Below are 16,976 nucleotides of genomic sequence, written 5' to 3'. Positions count from 1 at the left end.
TACACAGGGTTGTTCATTTTGTGGCGACCCGACAAAGCTACGAATTTGTTACTTGATCTGAGATTGCCTTTGCGCTTGAATAAACGCAAACAATGTCCAGCCAGTCTGAGGTCGTACCATGTCCCAACAGTCTTTCAAAGCCGTGTACATGCGCGGCGGTACCAGCAAGGGCGTTTTTTTCCAGCCCGATTGGCTACCGGCTGAACCTGCTTTGCGGGATCGCATTCTCCTTCGCGTCGTGGGGAGCCCTGATCCGTATGGTCAACAAATTGATGGCATGGGCGGCGCAACTTCGAGCACCAGCAAAGTGGTCCTGGTTTCGCGTTCGGAGCGAGAAGACTGTGACGTCGACTATCGCTTTGGTCAGGTCGCCATTGACCGCCCGGTGATCGACTGGTCTGGCAACTGCGGCAACCTAACGTCCGCGGTCGGGCTGTTTGCCATTACTCAAGGATTGATTGACGCTCCCCGCGATGGCCATGCGGTCGTTAGGATCTGGCAGGCCAACATCGGAGCGAAAATTGTTGCCCATGTGCCAATGAAGGACGGTCACGCCCAGGAGGAGGGGGATTTCATACTCGATGGCGTGTCGTTCCCTTCCGCCGAAGTGAAGCTGGAATTCATTGATCCCAGTGGGGACGGTGACGATGACGGTGGGAGCATGTTCCCGACTGGGAACTCCATCGATTTGCTGGAGGTTCCGGGTGTTGGACAGGTCGAAGCAACCCTGATCAATGCCGGTAACCCGGCTATCTTCATCCGGGCCGCCGCCCTCGGCCTGCAAGGTAATGAGCTGCAAGCTCAGGTCAACGGTAATGCTGTGCTGCTGGCGCAGGCCGAAGCTATTCGGGCTCATGCGGCGGTGCGCATGGGTTTGGCCGCCACGCCGGAGCAAGCTACGGCGGAGCGTCCGCACACGCCTAAGTTGTCCTTCGTCGCGCCGGCCAGCGCCTATGTAGCGGCCAATGGTGAAGCGATTGATCCAGCGACCCTGGATTTGAACGCCCGTATCTTCTCAATGGGCAAGCTGCACCATGCCATGACTGGGACTGGTGCGGTGGCCATTGCCGTTGCTTCGGTCATCCCGGGTACGCTGTTGAGCGCTCTGGTGCCTGATGCCGCTGGCCGGCAAGTGCGCTTCGGTCACCCCTCAGGAACCTTGGCCGTGGGCGCCGAGGCTCACCAGGAACAAGGCACTTGGAAAGTGTCCAAGGCCGTCATGAGTCGCTCAGCACGTCGCATCATGAGTGGCGAGGTACATGTGCCTGCGCAGCTGCTGAACAACTGATTCATCTCCCCAATCCTTTGCGTTTTGAGGTCGCTTCGCCAGTCCCACACTCCTGGCGAACCGGCCTCTTTTTTTACGACATCGCTGTTCATCAAATAAAGGAAACAACAAGATGATCTCGAGACGCTCGATTCTACGTGCTTTGCCTGTCGTTGCCGGGTTGGCGATTCTCGCTCCACGCTTTGCTATTAGTGCCGTGTCACGTTCACTGGCATATGCAGCCACGCTGCAAAAGCTGCCAGCGCTCTCCTGTGACTGCCATGTCCATGTGTTTGACCCGGATCGGTTTCCGTACGCAGAGTCGCGCACGTACATGCCTGACAAATCGCCGGTGACCGTCCTCGAACAGCACCTGAAGGCGCTAGGCCTCGATCGTGTCGTCGTCGTTCAGCCGAGCCCCTACGGTACTGATAATCGCTGTTTGACCGACGCGCTCGCACGGCTGGGAACACAACGTGCAAGAGGAGTCGCAGTGGTTGAAGAGGGCATTGAAGATACGAAGTTGGCAGAGCTACATGCAGCAGGCATTCGTGGTGTGCGTTTGAATCTAGAGGTCAAAGGTGGCGCTGACCTCACCGCAGTATCCGCTAATTTGGACAGCTTGGCTGAGCGCCTCGCTCCATTGGGATGGCACATTCAGATGTACGCCAACCTTGAAACCATCAAGGCTCTGGCGCAAACCCTACGCAAGCTGCCGGTACCCGTAGTATTCGATCATTACGGGCATCTCGATGCTGCCAAGGGCCTACACCAAGAGGGCTATGAGGAGATGGTTTCTTTGCTGAGGGAAGGACGGATCCACGTCAAACTATCAGCGCTGTATCGGGTGTCTCTCCAGGATGACTATGCAGATGTGGAGCAGTTCGCCAAGGCTTTGGTCGCCATCCGCCCCGATAGGCTTCTGTGGGGTAGTGATTTCCCTCACACCATGCCACCTGCCGGTACGACACGAAGCAAGGACAAGCTCGAACTCTTCCGTAACGAAGATAATGGGCGTGCCCTCAACTGTCTGTTGAAGTGGGTCGACGATCAGGCGGTGATACGCCAGATCCTTGTCGACAATCCTGCGCAACTGTACTGGAAGGTTTGATCGAACAACGCCCATGATCAAGAACTTCAAATTCTGGTGGGCCACACCATTCGTTGGCGTGGCTGGCGCCTTGCTAGCGTTGTCCGTGAACTGGCCGCTGCCTTGGATCATTGGGCCCATGCTGATCATGATTGTGGTCCGCTGCACTGGCTGGATGATCATTGAGGTGCCACACGGTCGGCCTGTCGGTCAGTGGCTGATCGCAACATCAATCGGATTGCACCTTACGCAGTCTATGGTGGCCGACATTGCAGCTCATTTACCGTTGATGCTTTTTGCGGGCTTACTCACGCTGCTTCTAGCGTTGCTCGGTATCGCTTTAATGCGGCGTCTCGGTATGGATCTGACTACTGCTTATCTTGCGTTCATGCCGGCAAATTTTGCTGAAATGGTCCAGATTGGTATGCGCTACGAAGCTAATGTAAGTCACATCGCCGCGGCGCACAGCATTCGCATCGTGGTTATCGTACTGACTGTGCCCGCAGTGATGTTCTTTCTGTCGGGCGCCTCTCCGAATGCATCCCGGCATCAACTCGCGACTGATTGGCAATGGGTGGCTCCCATACTGCTGGCCGGGCTGGCGTCGGCAATCGCCTGGAGGCGTGTGGGTTGGCCCAATCCGTGGATGTTCGGCCCGCTGGCATTAACGGCCTTGGCAACGGCTAGCTTCGATCTTCACACAGCGCTACCCATAGACTTCGGGCACTTTGCACAGTTGATGATCGGTTGCTCTCTGGGTAGCTTCATCGACCGTCAGTTTTTCAGTCGTGCGCCAACGTATCTGTTGAAAGTATTTGCGTTCACGCTCTGCATGATCGCCGGAACCTTTGGTTTCGCCTGGACGCTTGGTTCACTGACTGATTTCGCAAGGCCGACACTGGCGCTTGGAATGATGCCTGGGAGCAGTACTGAGATGTATCTCACCGCGGAAGCATTGCATCTGGCAGCAGGCATGGTCACGGCCATTCAAATAATGCGGTTGGTGGTCGTGATGGCCTGTGCGGAACCGGTGCTGAAGATGTGGCTGCGGTACGAAGCGAGCAAGGGTGAGTAAGGCGCGGCTAACGGATCATGCTTTGTTGGAGCTGAAGTGAAAAAGCCACCGAAGGACATCGGTGGCTTTTTTCATTTTGCTTGGCTCACAAGCCTCTATACAAAGGGAAGGCGCCAAACAGTATGCCGCCCACAAGCAGTGCGAAACTAGAGAGGCATGCCCACTTCAAAGCGAATCGCTGGTGGTCGCCCAGTTCGACCTTCGCGAGTGCTACGAGCAAGTACAGTGAGGGTACCAAGGGGCTCAAAAGGTGAACAGGTTGGCCGACCACCGATGCCCTGGCGATCTCGAGCGTGGTGAATCCGTAGTTGACGGCAGTTTGAGCGACTACTGGCAAAATGCCGAAGTAGAAAGCGTCGTTAGACATGAAGAAGGTGAACGGGACGCTGATGACCGCAGTGAAGAGCGCCATGTAAGGACCAAAGCTTTCAGGAATCACTCGAAGCAGGCTGTTCGCCATCGACTCGACCATGCCGGTGCCCGAAAGGATGCCGGTGAAGATACCCGCTGCGAAGATGACAGCGGTCACCGCGAGAACGTTTGAGGCGTGCGAAGCGATACGCTCTTTCTGTTCTTGTAGGCGAGGATAGTTGAGCATCACAGCAATACCGAAGGCCACCATGAACAGGACCTGTAGCGGCATCAAGCCCGTGACGAGGCAGACAAGCAGGCCAGTTGTAAGCAGTAGGTTCGGCCAGAACATTTTTGGACGGCGTGCGGCAGCACAAGCTTCTGCATCACCATTACCCAGCGCAAGTTCACCGTGGTGATGATCCCCTAAATCAATGACCCCCAGCCGCGAGCGTTCACGCAAACCAATGAGCATCGCGGTCATGAGCAGGGTCACGATCGCCAGGCCCATTGCCGGAATCATGGGCAGGAAAATCGCCTGTGCGTCGACTTGCAATGCCGCTGCTGCCCGAGCAGTTGGACCACCCCAAGGGGAGATGTTCATGATGCCACTCGCGATATTCACCACGCAGGTGAGCCCGAGCACGCTCATACCTAGCTTCTGATAAAGCGGAAGGAACGCTGCGATGGCAATCATGTAGGTTGTCGAACTGTCGCCATCCAGTGACACGAGTAGCGTCAAGATTGTGGTGCCCATGACGACCTTCAGAGGATCGCCTTTGACGATCCTCAGAATGAAGCGAACCAACGGATCGAATAGTCCCGTGTCGATCATGATCCCGAAGTAGAGAATGGAGAAGGTGAGCATCACACCCGTTGGAGCGAGATTTTTGATGCCGTCGAGCATCATCTGACCCAGGTCCGACCAAAATCCTCCCAAGAAAGCGAACAGTATCGGGACCAGTATGAGAGCGATCAGCGCTGTCATGCGCTTGGTCATGATCAGGTACATGAAGCTGCACACCATTGAAAAGCCCAGGATGGTCAGCATGGCTGGACCTCCTTGGATGCGGACTCAAATGGGGAGGGGTGATCGCTACCAAAATCAGGGTAGTGGATGAGCATGGGTTACAGCCTCAGTTCTTGTCTTTGTCGAGGTCCGGGCTACCGATGTAGCCACCAATTGTGTATTTGCGCCAAAAAACGCACCTTTACTATATGCCTTGGTATGCTTATTTGCGCTCAAAAACACAATTTGTCATAAAATTTCATATCTATAGCCCAGTTTTATTGGGGGTCGCCCCGGCATAGAAAACCCGGCAAAGATTTTTTTTGTGAATATGCGCATTTCATGCTTGGTTTAGACGGCGTCTGGCGGGCAGGGCGGAGCGAGTCGAGCAGAGAGATTGCTTTCCTTGGGGAAGGGTAGAGCTGCTATAGAGGGCGAATGGGGAGTGGTATGAGGGATCGATTTTCTGCGGCACTTTAGTGAGGAGATATGTGCTTGCGGGCGAGGAGAGTTTTCGAGCCCCCTGGCGCATATCTGCCGTAGGATGAGTGGACTGCACATGAAATAGCGCGGAGCACCATGCGGCTGGGTGTCGCTCGATAAATCTGACGAGCATTTTTCCTCAGTAGTTTCCGCACCGATTCCGAGACTTTTGTCTCGCATGGCGAGAGCAGTCATGATCGCTCGTCACATCCTGTCATACTGACGCTGCATAATCCGCTCGCCGGTAATAGTGCAGCCGCTTCGCTGCGCTATGGTGAGAGCACCCCACAAATAAGACTAAAGTCGAAGGAGGTCGGCATGCGGATTCGCGGTGACGTTTTCTGGAAATGGTCAGATCCAACGCTTCACCACAGGTCTCACGATGAAGCCCTGGACGATGGCACTACCATGGATGTTCAGGTGCGCCTGTCGCGTACAGGTGCCACTCAGTTATTCATTGGGGTTTATGCCGGAGCGGGTATGGCAATGTATGAAGAGGCTTTCCTATCGCGCCCAGGTGAGTCAATGACTCGGGCCCTGGCATGGGGCGTGGGACGCGCCCGGTGCCTTGCAACTAATCAGCAGCCTGCTGAACGGCAGGTAGCTTAAGACTCGGGTTAAGGTGGCGGCGACGACTTAGTGGTCGCCACCCATGTGACTCCAATCGCTATACGCCGACTTCAGCACTTGTGGAAGACGAGGCAGCTCGCGCTTGATTTCGCTCAACGCTTCAGGGCTTCGAATCCATTCAGTCAACCAGGCGATGAGCATCGGTCGCGTAGTGGGGCAAGGCGCGATTTGCTGTTCAAGCTGGTCCGCTATATGGGCAAGCAGCTCCAAGTGCGCATCAAGCTCTGTAATCTGATTTGCCATCCACACTGACCTATTTCAATTTCTGGCGGAAGCTAGCACCACCGTTTTCTGCTCCAATCTCAGCCAAGGCACGTCCTCTGCCGGCGCCCCATGCCATCGCCCGCGTAACCGTCTCCCCAGGCCGCTTGGCGTAAGCCTCTTCAGTCCGCGCCAAGCCGGAGCGCTCATAGATCCCAATGAACAATTGCGTGTCGCCGGTACGAGAAAGCCTGACCTGGACATCCAGTCGTGCTCCGTCCGCGAGCACCTCTTCATAAGAATGGTGTTCCAGACTCGGATCTGCCCAAGCCCAGAATACTGATTCACGATGTCGCATCCTTGCCTCCCTGAATACATCTCCATCAGGACAGCCTAGCTCGTATCGCCTGTACCAGGATTTTCAATCATCTCGGGACATTTCATGGCCAGTCCGCCACGAGTTTCCTTGATGCTTTCACATAGCGGAACTAATACTAAAGGACTGCTGCGAAGAGGGATGGTCATGCAGACACGCTTTGTTGTAGTTCCCGCCGTACCCCAAGAGAAAGAGCAATTTCCTCGCCGTATAGGTGTCCCGGCTGCCATCGGCGCTGGCTACGACCTCTACGATACCCATGGCAAAACACGACTGGCTTTGAACTATCCCACGCGGGCGGAGGCAGAGTTCGACTGTGCGAGTCGGAATACCCAGGAAGGTGCAGGTGATGCTTGCTTGGTCGGGCAAGGCTAGAATTAGCTCAACCAGCCAAATTGGCCTGTTGCTGCCATGCCTGGGGCGTCGTACCTTCGGATCGCATAAACGTCCGACAGAAATGTGGCTGATCATAGAAGCCACACTCAAGGGCGATCTCGGCGAGCATCATCGTCGATGCCTCCAGCAATTCTTTACTCTTCCTGAGCCGCTGCTCACGCAACCACTGCTGCGGTGAGACATGTGTGGATTCCTTGAACAATCGCGAGAAATGGCTGCGCGACAGTCCGCAGGCTTCGGCCAGTTCGGTGACCGATATGCCGGTATCCAGATGATCCAACATCATTCGCTTGGCCGTTGTTACTTGCCAGGGTTTGAGCCGCCCCGTCGACGGAATCGCGACGGTGGCTATAACGATGCCGTTATCACTGTTCATGGGGATCAATTCATCCTGAAAAATCTGAAGATGGTTTGATCCGGGCAGCACGGCATAGCTGATGCCTCTGCTAAAGCCTCAGTAGACGCCGTCTTGATTGTCTAGCCCGGACCAGCTCGTGCCAGCCCCTGCTTGTTGATAAACCAAGCCTGGGGCTGAGGAGATCTCAGATCGATGCGGCTACAGGTGCCAGGGTGGGGCCGTGCTGGACGCGCTCTGGCGCTTTGTGCACCATGGTGTAGGCATAGTCGACGCCCATGCCATAGGCGCCGGAATGCTCCTTAACCAGTTCCATCACAGAATCGTAGGTGTCGCGGTTCTTCCAGTCGCGCTGCCACTCCAGCAGTACCTGTTGCCAGGTCACCGGCACCACGCCTGCCTGGATCATGCGCTGCATGGCGTAGTCGTGAGCCTCCTTGGTCGTGCCACCGGAGGCATCGGCAACCATGTAGATCTCATAGCCTGCATCGTGCATGGCGGAGAGTGCGAAGGTGGTGTTGCAGACCTCAGTCCACAAACCCGAAACGATGATCTTGTTCCGACCGTTCTTCTTTAGCGTGTCACGCACCTTCTGATCGTCCCAGGAGTTCATCGACGTGCGCTCAAGCAACGGAGCGTCAGGGAAGACCGCGAGCAGTTCGGGGTAGGTATGCCCGGAGAAACTCTCGGTTTCTACCGTGGTGAAGATGGTGGGCACATTGAAGATCTTGGCCGCTTTGGCCAGGCCTACGGTGTTGTTCTTCAGCGTCTGCCGGTCAATGCTCTGCACGCCAAAAGCCATTTGCGGTTGCTGATCGATGAAGATCAGTTGGCTGTTGAGCGGGGTCAGGACTTCAGTGTGTGGATTGCTCATTGTTCTTCCCTTTTGCTGAACGGTGGCGAGATTTTTTTTGCGGCGGGTTGTCGCCGAGTGCCAGCAGAAGATAGCGAATCAATCAGCGAAGCGGTGGCGCACTTTTGCGCCCTTAGCGTTGCATTAATGCACCGCAGATCTCGTCCAATCCGATGCTAGGATCTCGGCCAATCGGATCAGGTCGATCCATTTTTCGCTAGGGAGATTCCAATGGCTGCATCAAGACCTTTCAACGACGACACCGCCTACTGGGGCGTTCCATGGGAAGAGGGCTACGGCTATCCGCAGGCGCGGCGAGTTGGGAACGAGATCTTCATCTCGGGACAATTCAACCATGACGAAGAGGGCAATCTGGTAGCGCCGGCGCCACTGGATGCTGACGGTCGTCCGAGCGATTTCTCGTCGATGGGCGAACAGATGCGGGTTTCTTACGACAACATCGCCAAGTTGCTCACCCTGTATGGCGCCACGATGCAGGATGTTGTTGAAGAGACACTGTATGTGTTGGACATGGACGCGGCCTTTGCCGTTGTCGGCAAGGTACGCAAGGCGGCGTACGGTACAGAGCGTCCGCAGGCGGCCAGCAATATCATCGGTGTGTCGCGGCTCGCCCAGCGTCCCCAGCTAATCGAGATCGTGTGTCGTGCGGTGATCGGCGCCCAGGCCGAAAGACCGGCTGTCCCGGTTTCAATTAGGGAACCGGGATAGCCTGCTGACCTTCGACCAGCGGTTTGAGGTCTGCTACGGCAGCTGCACAGAACGTCATGAATGCTTTCACTCGCCAGGACTTCCTGATGTCCTGGTGGGTAAGCAGCCACAGCTCATCCTGAAGCTCCGGCACCACCGGGCCGACCCGAACCAATCCTGGGGTAATGTCGCCCAGCATGCAGGGGAGGAAGCCAAAACCCAGGCCCGCCGCAATGGCGGCACTTGCTGCCGCAACTGAATCGGTGCGGTAGGAAATGTGCTCCGGGGGCACGCGACATTCGACGTAGCTCGTTGCCTTCAAACCGCACAGCCCTCCCGAGTAGGATACCCACGACTGTCCGGCAGCGAAGGGATCGGCAATCCCCGCGTGCTTGACGCTGCGAAAGGGTGCCCAAGCGATGTTGGCGAGCTTGCGACCCACCAGAGTATCTGCCGGTTTTCGCGTTGCTCGCACCGCGATGTCCGACTCGTCCCTCGCGAGGCTTAACGTCTGGTTGCCAACCAACACTTCAATGGTGATCCCTTCATTGAGGGCCTTGAAATCCGCGATGATCGGCGTGAGAAAGTACAGCAGCAGCGAGTCGCTGGTGGTGATTCGCAGTTTCCCCAGCGGGCCCTGACCAGCACGGGAAACCCTGCGGGTGACGCTTACGATGTCCAGTTCGACCCGTTCGGCTAGCTCCCGCAACTCTGCACCTTCGGCAGTGAGCAGATATCCGGCCTTGCGATGATCGAACAGCGCAACCCCGAGCGCCGTCTCGACCTGTTTGACCCTGCGCGAGACCGTGGAAACATTAATGCCAAGCTGTTTGGCGGTGTCGGCGCGGCTGCCGCAGTCACTCAGGGTCTTGATGATCCGCAAGTCGTCCCAGGAAAGCTGGCTGACAGCCTCGCCGACATCCCACTTCGGGTCATTGGTAACAGCAGGGATCGGAGGGGCACTTCCAGGTGGCGGCTTCACGAAGATCATTCCAGGTGGGGAGGGCTGATGATACGAGAAGGGGCGGGGTCAACCAAGCTAGCGTTTGTAGCGAATGCCTGCCTTCTGGGCACAGGAATATTGCCGTTAGAACGAGCTTTTTGCGGCTTGCTAAATAGATCATCAACAGTTTTTTAACGCAAAAGAAAGCCCGCTGCTAGGAGGCCAAGGTCTATCACGTAGGGAAGCTTGAGTGTGGCTGGCTGTTTGTGAAAATTGGGTGAATGAAAAAACCGTCATGATTTGATCTGCGTGGTGCCTGAATGGCTGTCAACAATTTAGGTCGTCTCGCCCTGCTAGACACGCTGGCAGAAGTAAGTAGATGATATCCTACGGCGCGAACACTTCATGGTAGCTATTGATCCAGGCTGTGTGAAAATCCAATTGATTCTTGAGGGGCGCGGGTGTACTTTCAATCTTGAGAAGATTGGCTGTTCATGTAATCCAGAATTTACGTAGGACGCAAAATCTGATTTTTCTGGCCAAGCGTCTCGCGCCGCTTTTTCACTCTGCCTATACCGGAAGCGAGCACTCTCCTGCGTGTTCAGAGAGTGACAGCAATCAGGCGACTTTAAGAACGACGACCGCATAAACACATAGATCACTGCTGTCGTTGAAAAATGCGCAATCTGTAGGCGGACCTAACTCTAGGCAGTCACCTTCGCTCATGCGGTGTTGCACGGTGCCCTCCGTAAATACTAGCTCTCCTTTAATTACCCATATCAGCTGCCGTGAAAACGCATAGGCGGATGCCGGCATCGGTACTTGTTTACCCGCCGGTAGCTTCACTTGAACGAGATCCAGCGGCATTTCGGAGCGTGGAGAGACATGCCTGCGCTCGTATCCGGTATCGGGGTCAATCCAAAGCGGTTGATCTGCTGCTCGGAGTAGCTTCCCCTGGCGCAGTTCCGCGCGCGCCATGAGTGTAGACATGCTCAGGCCGAAGGCGCCGGAAAGCTTCCCCAACAGGTTGGCTGTTGGACTGCTTTCTCCACGCTCTACCTTGTAGATCATCGCCCTCGATACACCAGCCTTGGCTGCCAGGTCTGTTAGAGACCATCCACGGCTTTCTCGCTCGATCCTCACCCTATCGCCAATTTGCAGGTCAATGTCATTACTCATCAAGGAATTCGCTTCAGAAGGTAGGGGTGACACTATAGTAGTACGATAGGAATGCCGCCACAACGGCGTTGAGCCGGGTTGACCGCGCATTACCAGATTCCATGAGCAATCTGTCGGACTTTGTTCGGTTCTGCGAGTAAAATATATTGCCAAATCGTCTACTATGGTGTCACAGTCTGTCCATCATAGTGACGCCGTAGACTGAGGGTTTGCCATGGAAATTGTAAACGCAGCAGAAAGCCATATTGAGGGGATCACTGCCATCTACAACGAGGCGGTGGAGCACTCTACTGCCATCTGGAATGACGTAAAGGCAGATGCTGACAACCGCCGGGCTTGGGCTGCTGATCGAGCGAGAGCGGGCTACCCGGTATTGGTAGCCATCGATCCTGATAACAGCGTTTTGGGCTACGCATCCTTTGGTGATTGGAGGGCGTGGGATGGCTACCGTCATACCGTTGAGCACTCTATCTATGTTCGTGCTGATCAACGTGGCAATGGCATCGGCAAGCACCTGCTGATGGCTCTCATAGACAGGGCACGCAGCATTGGTAAGCATGTCATGGTGGCAGGCATAGAGGCGGAAAACGTTGCCTCGATTCGTCTGCATGAACGGCTTGGATTCGAGCATGCTGGTACCTTGAAAGAGGTGGGGGTGAAATTTGGCACTTGGCTTGATCTGACCTTCCTCCAATTGAAGCTGGATGCTCGCCCTGCCGACTAACCGGTGATCTCAATGCCATGACCTTTATAATCTTGGGGCTACTCATTGCGGCAGGTGCAGCTTTAGTCGCGCAAAACTTGCTGATGGTGCAAATCATGGGAGGCGTATCCACTGCCCTCATTGCGCTGTTAATCAACTCAGCTGTCGGCTTTATGCTTCTACTGCTTCTGCTAGTTGGCAAATCTGGGCTATCTGGCATCAGTGAAGCCTTAAATGGGCTCCGCTACTGGCACTTGTTGCCAGGCGTACTGGGATCGTTTTGTGTATTTGCCAGTCTCCTTGGCTATCAGCGTTTGGGACCTGCAACAACGGCGTCAGTTTTGATTGCAAGCCAAGTGCTCGTTGCCTTGCTAGTGGATGTGTTTGGCGCAGGTCGCATCGCCACTCAGGACCTACTTGTGCCGTTGATTGGTATTGCATTTCTTATAGCGGGAGTACTGCTAATTGCGAATCGAGGCTTCTGAACTCACCTGCTATACCTCACTGAAAGATAACGGGAGGACAGGACTTATATGAGAAGTGCAAATGGTGCGCAACAGACCAGCGAGCAGTCATGGCTGTTGATTGCCGCGACGATCTTCAGCTTGATCGCCTTTGCAGCGAATTCTGTCTTTTGTCGTTTGGCGCTAAGGGGGGGCGATATCGACCCTGACTCTTTCACCGCTATTCGTTTGCTGGGCGGTGCACTTGCTCTGCTGCCGCTCTGTCTCAAACCCATGAAAACCGGTTCCCCCAACGGAACTTGGCGGGGTGGTTTCTATCTATTCGTGTATGCGTATCTATTCTCGCTTGCCTATGTGCAACTAGACGCAGGCGGAGGTGCACTGATCTTGTTTGGCGCCGTGCAGATCACGATGTTCGCTCTGGGCATGAGAGGAGGGGAGAAGCTTCAAATTTGGGTGGTGTTGGGAATGTTGATGGCGTTCTCTGGCCTTGTCGTACTGCTCGCCCCAGGTGGCAGTGCGCCAGATCTTGAGAGCGCGCTGTTCATGGCAGTTTCCGGCATTGCCTGGGGCTGCTACTCGGTATTGGGTAAACGCTCAGAAAGCCCTGCCCAGGTTACCGCAGGAAACTTCCTGCGCAGCCTGCCACCAATGGTAGTTGTCGCTGCAATAGGACTTGCCAAGGCAAGTCTGCATATCACTCCGGCGGGGGCCATTTACGCTATTGCTTCAGGAGTTCTTGCCTCCGGGGCAGGTTACATCGTGTGGTACGCGGTCGTGAAACGGATTCGCGCGCAGACGGCCGCAACGCTACAGCTGAGCGTTCCGGTGCTTGCCTCGGTTGCGGGAGTGGTACTGCTCAGCGAGCCACTTTCTACTCGAATGGTGGCCGCCTCCCTGATTGTGCTGGGAGGAATTGCACTTGCTCTCCTTAGTGCTAAGCGCTGAGGGAGGCGGGAATGCCGGTCGCAGGCGTCCGCCTTGAGGGCAGCTGACTCTGTGAATGGGTCGATAGCTGCCTTAGGGCTGGGCGTTTGCATCACGAATTGGCTTTAGCACTAAGCTCCCGTCTATCAGTTCTATGCTTAGGGAATCACCAATTTTGACACCCATGCGTTCGAGGATATCGTCCGGGAGGTCAATGATGGAATCCCCAGAACCATCAACGGGGTCTTGGCATTTCACGGTTGTCCGCATGGATTCATTCATAAGGGGCGGCTCTTTCTGAACTGATGGGAAAGCCTCCATCCTACGCCCACATCCCCCTACTGACAGCATCCGACCCACGGCGAACGCTGGATATTGGGGCCGGCGCCGGCAAGCTCGGCTTTCGCAAGTGTGAAGGAGTTTAGTGGTAATCCTTTGGTTTCCGGCTTGCGGCGATGGCGCTGGCAACTCAGCTTTGGGCGGTGTCTGCTTGGGGTCGGAAGCTGTCCTTCGATAGGACCGCATCCGACTCTAAGTTGCCTTCCGCAGATAACTGCTCTTCCTGGTCATTGGTAGTCCAAGTACCGGACACGAATAGTCAGGCTTCGGTAACCTCCAGCACCACTTCCAGCGGATGTCTTAGTTTCTTGTCCGTCATCCGCTTCACCTGACTGCGGCATGAGTACCCGGTCGCAAGCGCCTCCTCTTCCTTGTCCAGCTTGGTCGCCCAGGACTGCTCGAAGATGGTCCGCGAAGTCTCCTGATTGCGCGCTTCGTGCCCGTAAGTCCCGGACATACCGCAGCAGCCCGTCGCCTCGGTCACCAACTTCAGCCCCAACCGAGCGAACACCTGTTCCCACTGCCGGGTACTGGCCGGCACGTTGGTCTTCTCGGTGCAATGCGCCATCAGTCGGAAACTGCCTGGCTTGGTCGGCGCCTGCTCCGGTAGCACATTCACCAACCACTCCTGTGGCAGCAACACCTGCGGGCTCTCCTCCAGGCCAGGCACCTTCTTGTACTCCTGTCGGTAAACCAGGGTCATCGCCGGGTCCAAGCCCACCAGCGGCACGCCACAGTCGGCCAGGGTTTTGAGCTGGGTGGCGTTGCGGATAGCCGCCTTGGCGAAGGCACCGAGGAAGCCTTGCACGTGCAGCGGCTTGCCGTTGGCGTTGTACGGCGCCAGGAACACCTGGTGACCCAGGCGGTGGGCCAGCTCGATGAACGCAGCCAGCAGCGGCGTCTCGAAATAGCGGGTGAAGGCATCCTGCACCAACACGATGCTACGCTCGCGCTCTTCCAAGGTCAGTTTGCTCAGCATGCGCACGCTGGCAGCACGCACGCCGCAGCGAGTCAGTGTTGCCTGGAAGTTGAATCGGCTGATCAGCGGGCTGTCGACCATGCCAACCTGCTTCTCTAGCAGGCGGCTGACGAATTTGGAACCCATCACCGCGTTGTACAGCCTTGGTGTGTAGGCCATGTATGGAATGGTGAACTCAAGCGAGCCAATCAGATAATCACGCACCGGACGCTGATATCGACCGTGGTAAAGCTCCAAGAACCGCGAGCGGAAGTCGGGTACGTTGACTTTGATCGGACACTGTCCGGCGCACGACTTACATGCCAGGCAGCCAGCCATAGCGTCGTAGACTTCGTGAGAAAAATCTTCTTCACCGCGGTCGCGTCCAGCATTGTTGCGCAGTCGTGCTGGTAATCCTTTAAGCCAGGAGACCTTGTTACGTGCTGCCGCAAGAACGTCGATATCCGCAGCGCCCTGGAGGCGCAGCCATTCACGGATCAGCGATGCACGACCTTTCGGAGAGTGTTGGCGCTCCCGGGTAGCTTTCCATGATGGGCACATAGCATCGTTGGGGTCGTAGTTGTAGCAGGCTCCATTCCCGTTGCAGTGCACCGCGCTTCCAAAACTCTGCCATACGCGCTCATCGATGGTTCGATCTAGGTCTCCACGCATAGGCGCTTCGTTGACCTTGATGAGGCTTTCTGCACTATCTTGTGGAGTGCAAATCTTGCCTGGGTTGAGTTGGTTGTGTGGGTCGAACGCGCCCTTCAGCGCCTGAAGAGAAGGGTACAGTTCGCCAAAGAAGTCCGGTACATACTCTGAGCGCAGGCCCTTGCCATGTTCGCCCCAGAGGAGACCCCCGTACTTGTGGGTCAGCGCCGCCACCGCGTCGGAGATCGGTTTGACCAGCGCGGCTTGCGCCGGGTCCTTCATGTCCAGTGCCGGGCGAACGTGTAGCACACCCGCATCGACGTGGCCGAACATGCCGTAGGTCAGGCCGTAGCCGTCGAGCAGCGCGCGGAACTCGGCGATGTAGTCGGCCAGTTGCTCCGGTGGCACTGCGGTGTCTTCTACGAAGGGCTGTGGGCGCACTTCGCCGTCGACGTTGCCTAACAGGCCTACCGAGCGCTTGCGCATGGTGTACACGCGAGTGACCGCCTCGGCGCCTTCGGCTAGGGTGTGGCCGAGGCGCTCGACGCTGTTGTCAGATTGGAGGTGCCCGACGAACGCCGCCACCTGCGCATTCACTTCGGACGGATCGTCACCGCAGAATTCCACCAGGTTGATACCCAGGGTCGCGCGCTCGGGATTCTCCGGGAAGTATTCGGCGACGCTGTGCCAGACGATGTCCTTCATCGCCAACAACAGTACTCGCGAATCCACCGTCTCGATCGATAGCGGCTTTTTGGCCATGAGCGCATTAGCGTCACGCAGCGCGTCCATGAAGCTGGCGTAGCGCACGTTCACCAGTACGGCGTATTTCGGAATTGGCAACACATTCAGCTTGGCTTCGACCACGTAGCCCAGCGAGCCCTCGGCACCGCACAGTACGCTGTTGAGGTTGAAGCGGCCCTGGTCATCTCGCAAGTGCGCCAAGTCGTAGCCGGTCAGGCAACGGTTGAGTTTCGGAAAGATGGTCTCGATCAGATCAGCTTTGGTTTCCTGAATTTCACGTGCCATACGGTAAATGGCACCCACGCGGTCTGCGCGCGCGCAAGCCTTGTCCAGCGCCGCGTCGTCGATCGGCTGGCTGTGCAGGCGTTCGCCGCCGAGCAGTACGGTGTCAAGTTCCAGCACGTGGTCGCGCGTCTTGCCGTATGTGCAACTGCCCTGACCACTGGCGTCTGTGTTGATCATGCCGCCGACGGTGGCGCGGTTGGAGGTCGACAATTCCGGGGCGAAGAACAGCCCGTGGGGCTTGAGCGCGGCGTTGAGCTGGTCCTTGACAGTACCGGCCTGGACCCGCACCCAGCGTTCCTCAACGTTGATTTCGAGGATCTTGTTCATGTGTCGCGATAGGTCGACGACGATGCCGTCGGTCAGCGACTGGCCGTTGGTACCTGTGCCGCCGCCCCGCGGGGTCAGCTTGATCTGCTGGAAGCGTGGCTCGGCCATTAGCGCGGCGACTCGCGCTACGTCGTCTGCGTCCAACGGAAACACCGCAGCCTGGGGCAGGCGCTGGTAGATCGAGTTATCGGTCGCAAGCACCGTACGAGTGGCGTAATCGGCACTGAACTGGCCTCGGAAGCCGGCGGCACGCAGGGCGTCGAGGAAAGCGGAATAATCTGCCGCAGGTGCATTGGTCGAGAGCTGGGCGATCATCAGGGGATGGCCTCTTGTAGGAAACTAATCACGGATGCGTTGAACTGTTGCTGCCGAGACATGATTGAATCGACCCTTAAGCAGCAGTGACACCGATGATCTCGGACCTTCAGGCATGATACAAACGGATATTCTTGCCGCTATTAATGACTTTTATGAATGTGTCAAAGCCAATGTTGTGGCCTTGGGATTGTCAAATCTACTCGCTGAACGCACTGACCTAGCGGACTTTCTGTTTTTCGGGACTGTTGGCTGAATGTATTCAGTTACCCTCGTAGCGCCCGAAAGGCGGGTAGGAAGTGAGGTGGGATACTCATTTTTTTGACTACGACAAGCTTCGATCTACA

17 protein-coding genes are annotated in these 16,976 nt (G+C 56.3%); 9 read left to right on the top strand and 8 right to left on the bottom strand.

Going from position 1 to position 16,976, the window contains the following annotated elements:
- The first annotated feature begins 118 nt into the window (after nt 1–118).
- The 3 genes from prpF to ACQKPZ_RS07580 all read left to right on the top strand — a co-directional run bounded on the left by prpF (nt 119) and on the right by ACQKPZ_RS07580 (nt 3,432).
- Nucleotides 119–1,288: a 2-methylaconitate cis-trans isomerase PrpF gene (prpF, locus tag ACQKPZ_RS07590; RefSeq protein ID WP_427536598.1), complete on the top strand. Its 1,170-nt coding sequence runs from the start codon at nt 119–121 to the stop codon at nt 1,286–1,288.
- Between the two features lie 112 nt (nt 1,289–1,400).
- Complete coding sequence (locus tag ACQKPZ_RS07585; RefSeq protein ID WP_427536596.1) at nt 1,401–2,378, top strand: amidohydrolase family protein; 978 nt, start codon at nt 1,401–1,403, stop codon at nt 2,376–2,378.
- Nucleotides 2,379–2,391: 13 nt separating this feature from the next.
- On the top strand, nt 2,392–3,432 hold the full coding sequence (locus ACQKPZ_RS07580) for an AbrB family transcriptional regulator (RefSeq protein WP_427536594.1): 1,041 nt from the start codon (nt 2,392–2,394) through the stop codon (nt 3,430–3,432).
- An 85-nt stretch (nt 3,433–3,517) separates the two neighbouring features.
- On the opposite strand, the gene ACQKPZ_RS07575 is transcribed toward ACQKPZ_RS07580, so the two are convergent.
- Nucleotides 3,518–4,834: a CitMHS family transporter gene (locus ACQKPZ_RS07575; RefSeq protein ID WP_427536592.1), complete on the bottom strand. Its 1,317-nt coding sequence runs from the start codon at nt 4,832–4,834 to the stop codon at nt 3,518–3,520.
- Nucleotides 4,835–5,593: 759 nt separating this feature from the next.
- Between ACQKPZ_RS07575 and ACQKPZ_RS07570 the strand changes: the two genes are divergently transcribed.
- Nucleotides 5,594–5,884, top strand: a complete 291-nt coding sequence (locus ACQKPZ_RS07570) for a hypothetical protein (RefSeq protein WP_427536590.1) — start codon at nt 5,594–5,596, stop codon at nt 5,882–5,884.
- 274 nt (nt 5,885–6,158) lie between these two features.
- Here the strand turns inward: ACQKPZ_RS07570 and ACQKPZ_RS07565 are convergent, their stop codons facing one another.
- Entirely contained in the window at nt 6,159–6,464 is a 306-nt protein-coding gene (locus ACQKPZ_RS07565) for a hypothetical protein (RefSeq protein WP_427536588.1), read from the bottom strand.
- A gap of 159 nt (nt 6,465–6,623) precedes the next feature.
- On the opposite strand from ACQKPZ_RS07565, the gene ACQKPZ_RS07560 reads away from it, so the two are divergent.
- Nucleotides 6,624–6,857 (top strand): hypothetical protein, encoded by a 234-nt coding sequence (locus tag ACQKPZ_RS07560; protein ID WP_427536666.1) that lies wholly within the window; start codon nt 6,624–6,626, stop codon nt 6,855–6,857.
- Nucleotides 6,858–6,864: 7 nt separating this feature from the next.
- Here ACQKPZ_RS07560 and ACQKPZ_RS07555 read toward each other — a convergent pair whose 3' ends face one another.
- Both ACQKPZ_RS07555 and ACQKPZ_RS07550 read right to left on the bottom strand, forming a co-directional pair.
- Nucleotides 6,865–7,254 (bottom strand): helix-turn-helix domain-containing protein, encoded by a 390-nt coding sequence (locus tag ACQKPZ_RS07555; protein ID WP_427536586.1) that lies wholly within the window; start codon nt 7,252–7,254, stop codon nt 6,865–6,867.
- Nucleotides 7,255–7,420: 166 nt separating this feature from the next.
- Nucleotides 7,421–8,107 (bottom strand): hydrolase, encoded by a 687-nt coding sequence (locus tag ACQKPZ_RS07550; RefSeq protein WP_427536584.1) that lies wholly within the window; start codon nt 8,105–8,107, stop codon nt 7,421–7,423.
- A 210-nt stretch (nt 8,108–8,317) separates the two neighbouring features.
- Between ACQKPZ_RS07550 and ACQKPZ_RS07545 the strand changes: the two genes are divergently transcribed.
- Complete coding sequence (locus ACQKPZ_RS07545; RefSeq protein ID WP_427536582.1) at nt 8,318–8,815, top strand: RidA family protein; 498 nt, start codon at nt 8,318–8,320, stop codon at nt 8,813–8,815.
- Here ACQKPZ_RS07545 and ACQKPZ_RS07540 read toward each other — a convergent pair.
- Entirely contained in the window at nt 8,799–9,785 is a 987-nt protein-coding gene (locus ACQKPZ_RS07540; RefSeq protein WP_427536580.1) for a LysR family transcriptional regulator, read from the bottom strand. The genes ACQKPZ_RS07545 and ACQKPZ_RS07540 overlap by 17 nt on opposite strands.
- 570 nt (nt 9,786–10,355) lie before the next feature.
- On the bottom strand, nt 10,356–10,916 hold the full coding sequence (locus ACQKPZ_RS07535; protein ID WP_427536578.1) for a helix-turn-helix domain-containing protein: 561 nt from the start codon (nt 10,914–10,916) through the stop codon (nt 10,356–10,358).
- A gap of 214 nt (nt 10,917–11,130) precedes the next feature.
- Between ACQKPZ_RS07535 and ACQKPZ_RS07530 the strand changes: the two genes are divergently transcribed.
- The 3 genes from ACQKPZ_RS07530 to ACQKPZ_RS07520 are packed head-to-tail and all read left to right on the top strand — an operon-like array spanning nt 11,131 to nt 13,031.
- A complete protein-coding gene (locus tag ACQKPZ_RS07530) occupies nt 11,131–11,640 on the top strand; it encodes an N-acetyltransferase family protein (RefSeq protein ID WP_427536576.1) in 510 nt (169 codons plus the stop codon).
- 17 nt (nt 11,641–11,657) lie between these two features.
- Nucleotides 11,658–12,104, top strand: a complete 447-nt coding sequence (locus tag ACQKPZ_RS07525; protein WP_427536574.1) for a DMT family transporter — start codon at nt 11,658–11,660, stop codon at nt 12,102–12,104.
- Nucleotides 12,105–12,152: 48 nt separating this feature from the next.
- Complete coding sequence (locus tag ACQKPZ_RS07520; protein ID WP_427536572.1) at nt 12,153–13,031, top strand: DMT family transporter; 879 nt, start codon at nt 12,153–12,155, stop codon at nt 13,029–13,031.
- 72 nt (nt 13,032–13,103) lie between these two features.
- On the opposite strand, the gene ACQKPZ_RS07515 is transcribed toward ACQKPZ_RS07520, so the two are convergent.
- Both ACQKPZ_RS07515 and ydiJ read right to left on the bottom strand, forming a co-directional pair.
- The gene (locus tag ACQKPZ_RS07515; protein ID WP_427536664.1) at nt 13,104–13,280 is read right to left on the bottom strand and encodes an AbrB/MazE/SpoVT family DNA-binding domain-containing protein; all 177 of its coding nucleotides are present in this window, start codon (nt 13,278–13,280) and stop codon (nt 13,104–13,106) included.
- Nucleotides 13,281–13,608: 328 nt separating this feature from the next.
- Nucleotides 13,609–16,629 (bottom strand): D-2-hydroxyglutarate dehydrogenase YdiJ, encoded by a 3,021-nt coding sequence (gene ydiJ, locus ACQKPZ_RS07510; RefSeq protein ID WP_427536570.1) that lies wholly within the window; start codon nt 16,627–16,629, stop codon nt 13,609–13,611.
- Nucleotides 16,630–16,976 lie beyond the last annotated feature (347 nt).

It is taken from the genome of Pseudomonas sp. NPDC089547 (assembly GCF_050280665.1).
Taxonomy (GTDB): domain Bacteria; phylum Pseudomonadota; class Gammaproteobacteria; order Pseudomonadales; family Pseudomonadaceae; genus Aquipseudomonas.
This window is presented reverse-complemented; position numbering and strand designations above follow the sequence as displayed.

What these genes read in the sequence shown, in the direction of transcription:
- prpF (WP_427536598.1), top strand. Translation starts at nt 119, where the DNA reads ATGTCCCAACAGTCTTTCAAAGCCGTGTACATGCGCGGCGGTACCAGC.
- ACQKPZ_RS07585 (WP_427536596.1), top strand. Translation starts at nt 1,401, where the DNA reads ATGATCTCGAGACGCTCGATTCTACGTGCTTTGCCTGTCGTTGCCGGG.
- ACQKPZ_RS07580 (WP_427536594.1), top strand. Translation starts at nt 2,392, where the DNA reads ATGATCAAGAACTTCAAATTCTGGTGGGCCACACCATTCGTTGGCGTG.
- ACQKPZ_RS07575 (WP_427536592.1), bottom strand. Translation starts at nt 4,834, where the DNA reads ATGCTGACCATCCTGGGCTTTTCAATGGTGTGCAGCTTCATGTACCTG.
- ACQKPZ_RS07570 (WP_427536590.1), top strand. Translation starts at nt 5,594, where the DNA reads ATGCGGATTCGCGGTGACGTTTTCTGGAAATGGTCAGATCCAACGCTT.
- ACQKPZ_RS07565 (WP_427536588.1), bottom strand. Translation starts at nt 6,464, where the DNA reads ATGCGACATCGTGAATCAGTATTCTGGGCTTGGGCAGATCCGAGTCTG.
- ACQKPZ_RS07560 (WP_427536666.1), top strand. Translation starts at nt 6,624, where the DNA reads ATGGTCATGCAGACACGCTTTGTTGTAGTTCCCGCCGTACCCCAAGAG.
- ACQKPZ_RS07555 (WP_427536586.1), bottom strand. Translation starts at nt 7,254, where the DNA reads ATGAACAGTGATAACGGCATCGTTATAGCCACCGTCGCGATTCCGTCG.
- ACQKPZ_RS07550 (WP_427536584.1), bottom strand. Translation starts at nt 8,107, where the DNA reads ATGAGCAATCCACACACTGAAGTCCTGACCCCGCTCAACAGCCAACTG.
- ACQKPZ_RS07545 (WP_427536582.1), top strand. Translation starts at nt 8,318, where the DNA reads ATGGCTGCATCAAGACCTTTCAACGACGACACCGCCTACTGGGGCGTT.
- ACQKPZ_RS07540 (WP_427536580.1), bottom strand. Translation starts at nt 9,785, where the DNA reads ATGATCTTCGTGAAGCCGCCACCTGGAAGTGCCCCTCCGATCCCTGCT.
- ACQKPZ_RS07535 (WP_427536578.1), bottom strand. Translation starts at nt 10,916, where the DNA reads ATGAGTAATGACATTGACCTGCAAATTGGCGATAGGGTGAGGATCGAG.
- ACQKPZ_RS07530 (WP_427536576.1), top strand. Translation starts at nt 11,131, where the DNA reads ATGGAAATTGTAAACGCAGCAGAAAGCCATATTGAGGGGATCACTGCC.
- ACQKPZ_RS07525 (WP_427536574.1), top strand. Translation starts at nt 11,658, where the DNA reads ATGACCTTTATAATCTTGGGGCTACTCATTGCGGCAGGTGCAGCTTTA.
- ACQKPZ_RS07520 (WP_427536572.1), top strand. Translation starts at nt 12,153, where the DNA reads ATGAGAAGTGCAAATGGTGCGCAACAGACCAGCGAGCAGTCATGGCTG.
- ACQKPZ_RS07515 (WP_427536664.1), bottom strand. Translation starts at nt 13,280, where the DNA reads ATGCGGACAACCGTGAAATGCCAAGACCCCGTTGATGGTTCTGGGGAT.
- ydiJ (WP_427536570.1), bottom strand. Translation starts at nt 16,629, where the DNA reads ATGATCGCCCAGCTCTCGACCAATGCACCTGCGGCAGATTATTCCGCT.